Origin of the sequence: Bradyrhizobium sp. ORS 375 (genome assembly GCF_000239775.1) — a bacterium.
In the GTDB taxonomy this organism is placed as follows: domain Bacteria; phylum Pseudomonadota; class Alphaproteobacteria; order Rhizobiales; family Xanthobacteraceae; genus Bradyrhizobium.
In genome coordinates, this window is record NZ_CAFI01000192.1 from 1 (window position 1) to 4,044 (window position 4,044).

Annotated in this window: 3 protein-coding genes and 1 pseudogene; 2 read left to right on the top strand and 2 right to left on the bottom strand. The window is 66.3% G+C overall.

The window, feature by feature from the left end; genetic code table 11:
- Positions 1-116 precede the first annotated feature (116 nt).
- Positions 117-1,193: a helix-turn-helix transcriptional regulator gene (locus BRAO375_RS16250; RefSeq protein ID WP_139031399.1), complete on the top strand. Its 1,077-nt coding sequence runs from the start codon at positions 117-119 to the stop codon at positions 1,191-1,193.
- Positions 1,194-1,533: 340 nt separating this feature from the next.
- On the opposite strand, the gene BRAO375_RS16255 is transcribed toward BRAO375_RS16250, so the two are convergent.
- Positions 1,534-3,117, bottom strand: coding sequence for an ATP-binding protein (locus BRAO375_RS16255; RefSeq protein ID WP_502688909.1), 1,584 nt, complete (start codon positions 3,115-3,117; stop codon positions 1,534-1,536).
- Between the two features lie 155 nt (positions 3,118-3,272).
- On the opposite strand from BRAO375_RS16255, the gene BRAO375_RS38025 reads away from it, so the two are divergent.
- Positions 3,273-3,434 carry a hypothetical protein gene (locus BRAO375_RS38025; RefSeq protein ID WP_175345326.1) on the top strand — a complete coding sequence of 54 codons (162 nt, stop codon included), beginning with the start codon at positions 3,273-3,275 and terminating at the stop codon, positions 3,432-3,434.
- Here the strand turns inward: BRAO375_RS38025 and BRAO375_RS16260 are convergent.
- A pseudogene (locus BRAO375_RS16260) lies at positions 3,418-4,044 on the bottom strand (ATP-binding protein); the annotation flags it as partial. The gene BRAO375_RS38025 and the pseudogene BRAO375_RS16260 sit on opposite strands and share 17 nt — an antisense overlap.

The window sequence follows — 4,044 nt, forward strand, 5'->3', positions numbered from 1 at the left end:
AGGCGTCGGGCAATACCTTCAAGATCGCAAAGTGTCGCAGGGATCGGTTGCCCCAGATCAAGAACAGCGATGCGTCGACCGCTAGGTTGAGCAGGGTCTCAACCTCGATGTTCGACATGACAGAGCAAGACGTCGCTGAGATGGTCGAGCTGCCGCGGGTCTTTCTCGACAGCCTCGGCGTGGGCATCTCGATCGTCGAGATCGAGACCGGGTGCATCCGTTTTGCAAACGCCGAATGCTGCCGGATCCTGGGCTACCCCCTGGAGCAGTTGCGGCGTCAGCATATCAGCTTCCTCGATCTGACATTTCCTGAGGACCGGGAGAGCAACCGCGCGCAGCACGAGAAGCTGCTCGCGGGCGAGATCGACGGCTACCGGATGGAGAAACGGTATGTCCGGCCAGACGACAGCGTCGTCTGGGGGCGGGTGATGGTCAATCCCATCCGCAATGCCGACGGCCGCATGAAGTGGTTCTGCGCCGTCGTCGAAGACATCACCGCGACCAAGATCCTCGAGACCCAGCTGGAGGCGGCGGAAAAGCTCGCGGGCCTCTCGACGTTCAACCTGATTATCGCGACGGAGGACCGCCGGTCGGACACCGGAGCGGCGGCCACGGACTCGCTCGTCGAGATGTTGAACGGCGTGCATCAGGAGGATCGCGCCGGCCTCGAGGAGGCCATTCGCAGGGCGGTCGCCAAGCGGACCGGGTATACCCGCGAGTATCGGGTCATCGACGGTAACGGCCCGACGCGCTGGGTGCGCGGCATGGGCACCTGCGTCTACAGCCCGTCGGACGAGCGGTTGCATCTCGTCGGCGCTGCCGTGGACATGACTGCGCCGCGCCGGGAGCAGGCCCAGGACATGCCCGAGCCGATCCGCCGCATGCTGGATCATGTCGAGATGCACTGGCAGCAGAAGACGTCGATCGAGCAGCTGGCGGCACAGTTCGGCATCAGTCCTCGCGCCGTCTATCAGTACTTTTCCAGCAGTGGCATATCGCTCGGCGAGAGGATCAAGCAGATCCGGATGCAGCATGCGCGCCGCATGCTATCCACTCCGGAGCCGGGAGCGACGGTGATGTCGATCGCCTTGCGCTGCGGCTTCGGCAACCCGGGACACTTCGCCAAGGAATATCGAAAGGTCTATGGCGAGACGCCGTCGGAAAGCCTGAGGCGAGCGTCGTCCCCGGACTAGGCTCGTCAAGAGAGAATCGCACGCTCCTGCCGCATGTGCCCGACGGGCAATTCCCGCATGCGCGTCACGCATGAATTGTGCCGCGGGACGAAGATGTCGTGTCTTCAGCCGGTGCGGCCTCGGCAGGCGGTGTGACGGGAGGTGCGAGCCAAACCCCCCGCTGTCGTCCCGGCCTTGAGCCGGGACCCATAGCCACCGTCGGTGATGATTGGGCGAGATGGATCTACCATCGTGCCTCAAACTTCTTCCTGGGGTTATGGCTTCCGGCTCAAGGCCGGGACGACACTGAGTGTGACGCGCCTGGCGTGGCACATCCAGGAGGTCACTCCGGCGATAGCCCTCACGCCTCCAGCGCGGTCCGGATCATGCGGGCGAGATCGGCGCTGACATAGGGCTTCGCCAGCAGCAACACGTCGGCGTCGAGCCGGCCATGATGCACGATCGCATTCTCCGTGTAGCCCGAGGTGTACAGCACCTTCAGCCCGGGGCGTCGCTTCTCGGCCTCGATGGCCAGCTGGCGGCCGTTCTTGCCGCCGGGGATGATGACGTCGGTGAACAGCAGGTCGATGCGCTCGGCGCTGTCGATGATCGCAAGGCCCTCGGCGGCGTTGCTCGCCGACAGCGTGCGATAGCCGAGCCGGCGCACTTGGGCGACTACGTAGTCGCGCACCAGCGCGTCGTCCTCGACGATCAGGATGGTCTCGTCGCCGCGTGCGACTGCCGGACGGCCGTTCTCGGCGGCCGGCAGCTCCGGCGCATTCGCCGCGCGCGGCAGATAGAGCTTCACGGTCGTGCCGTGGCCCTCCTCGCTGTAGATCTTGACATGGCCGTTCGACTGCTTGACGAAGCCATAGACCATGCTGAGCCCGAGGCCCGAGCCCTTGCCGACGTCCTTGGTGGTGAAGAACGGCTCGAACACCTTGTCGAGCAGCGTCGTCGGGATGCCCTGGCCGGTGTCGCTGACGGCGATCATGATGTAGTTGCCAGGCTTGGCGTCGCGGTTCAGCTGCGCATAGTCCTCGTCGAGCGTGACGTTCTTGGTCTCCAGAGTCAGCTTGCCGCCATCGGGCATCGCATCGCGCGCATTGAGCGCGAGATTGAGGATCGCGGTCGAGAGCTGGCTGGGATCGATCAGCGCCGGGGCGCTGTCATGCGCCAGCATCGACTCGATCTCGACCTGCTCGCCGAGCGTCGGCCGCAGCAGGCGCGCGGCATCGACCACGAGCGCATTGATGTCGGTGGCGCGCGGCTGCAGCGGCTGACGGCGCGAGAAGGCGAGGAGATGCCGGGTCAGGTCGGCGCCGCGCTCGGCGGCGGCGCTGATCATGGCGGCGATACCGGCGAGTTGCGGCTTGTCCTTGACCGCATCGGCGAGGATCTCGATCGTGCCGGTGATGACGGTCAGGATGTTGTTGAAGTCGTGCGCGACGCCGCCGGTGAGCTGGCCGATCGCCTCCATCTTCTGCGCCTGGCGCACCTGGGCCTCGTTGGCCTCGATCTCCTGGAACCGCCGCACCATGGCCTCTGCGGCGCGGCGCTGCCGGACCTCCTCCTCGAGCTGCGCATACGCTTTCTGCAACGTAATGCGTGTCGGCAGCACCAGAAGTTGCGGCAGGATCTTCAGCATGATGGCGATGAGGCCGAACGACAGGAGGGCCAGCAAGGCGTCGATCACGGTGCTGGCGCCGGCGGTCGGCATCCAGAGACCGGCGATCGCAACAATACGTCCGATGCCGCAGACCGCGGCATAGCCGGCCAGCCCGGCGATGACCCCGCGAAACAGCACGTCGCGCCAGCGTCGCCACAGAAACATGCCGATCACGGCGGCAATCGTGAAAAAGGCGCAGGCGATGACGGCATGGGACGCGGCCTGCAGCCAAATCCATCCTGGCACGCCTGCTGCCAGCGGCGTCAACCTCGGCATCGGCAAAGAACCCTCAACAACGCAAGGCGTCCGGCCGGTGGCCAACCGGGCCTGCCATCGCCTCAAAACGAAGGGATCATTCAGCTTTTCGGCTCCAGCGCAAGGGCGATGCTGATCCTGATGGCGACGGCGGCCGGTGTCGGCGCGAGTGCTCCTTGGTCAGCGACGCCAATCTCAGCCGGCAACTCGCCGGTCACGTCGAGAACGGCTGGTCCAGCATCACCCATCCGGCGATGGGCAAGATCGCCGCGATCTCATCGCGGATCAACAATCGACGTCCGGAGCGATCCGGGCGCATCCTCACGACGACGAGGTGACGAGACCTTGCTCGGCATCGTCGGCATTGGGATCGCCGGGCGCGGTGGCCCAGGCGAGCTCGACCAGGGTGACGATGCGGCGGCCGGCGCCATCGAGCTGGCAGACGATCAGGCCCTGGTCCTCGATATAGGTCAAAAGCCGCTGCGCCCGGCGCAGCGAATGCGAGCCGTACGCACGTGCGATCGCGGCATCGCTTGGGCACGGGCGGCCATCCTTCGCCGCGCGGGCGATCATCATGAACACGCCCTGCATGTCCTCGGGCAGCAGCGACGCGCGCAAGGTGACGTCCTGCCAGCCGGCGTCATCAGCCGTGTCGTCGCCGCCGAGGCCGGCGCGGGCGCGGGTGAGCATGCGGCGGAATTCGTTGAGGTCGGGCACCGCGGTGCCCAGCCCCTCGATGCGGCAGCGAACGACGAACTCCTGGTAGAGCACGCCGACGGCACGGAAGCCGGCATCGGGCTCGGCCAAGACCGCGCGCAGCACGCGCTCGACGCGAGCACGGCGCTCGGCGAGCTCCTCCTCGCTGACCTCAGGAGGAGGCGGCTCGGGACGCAGCTCCAGCGCGGCGGATTTCGCCGCCATCAGCTGGTCGAGCAGCTCCGGCTGCGG

Coding starts and splice junctions, on each gene's coding strand:
- BRAO375_RS16250 (WP_139031399.1), top strand. CDS start 117: ATGACAGAGCAAGACGTCGCTGAGATGGTCGAGCTGCCGCGGGTCTTT.
- BRAO375_RS16255 (WP_502688909.1), bottom strand. CDS start 3,117: ATGCCGAGGTTGACGCCGCTGGCAGCAGGCGTGCCAGGATGGATTTGG.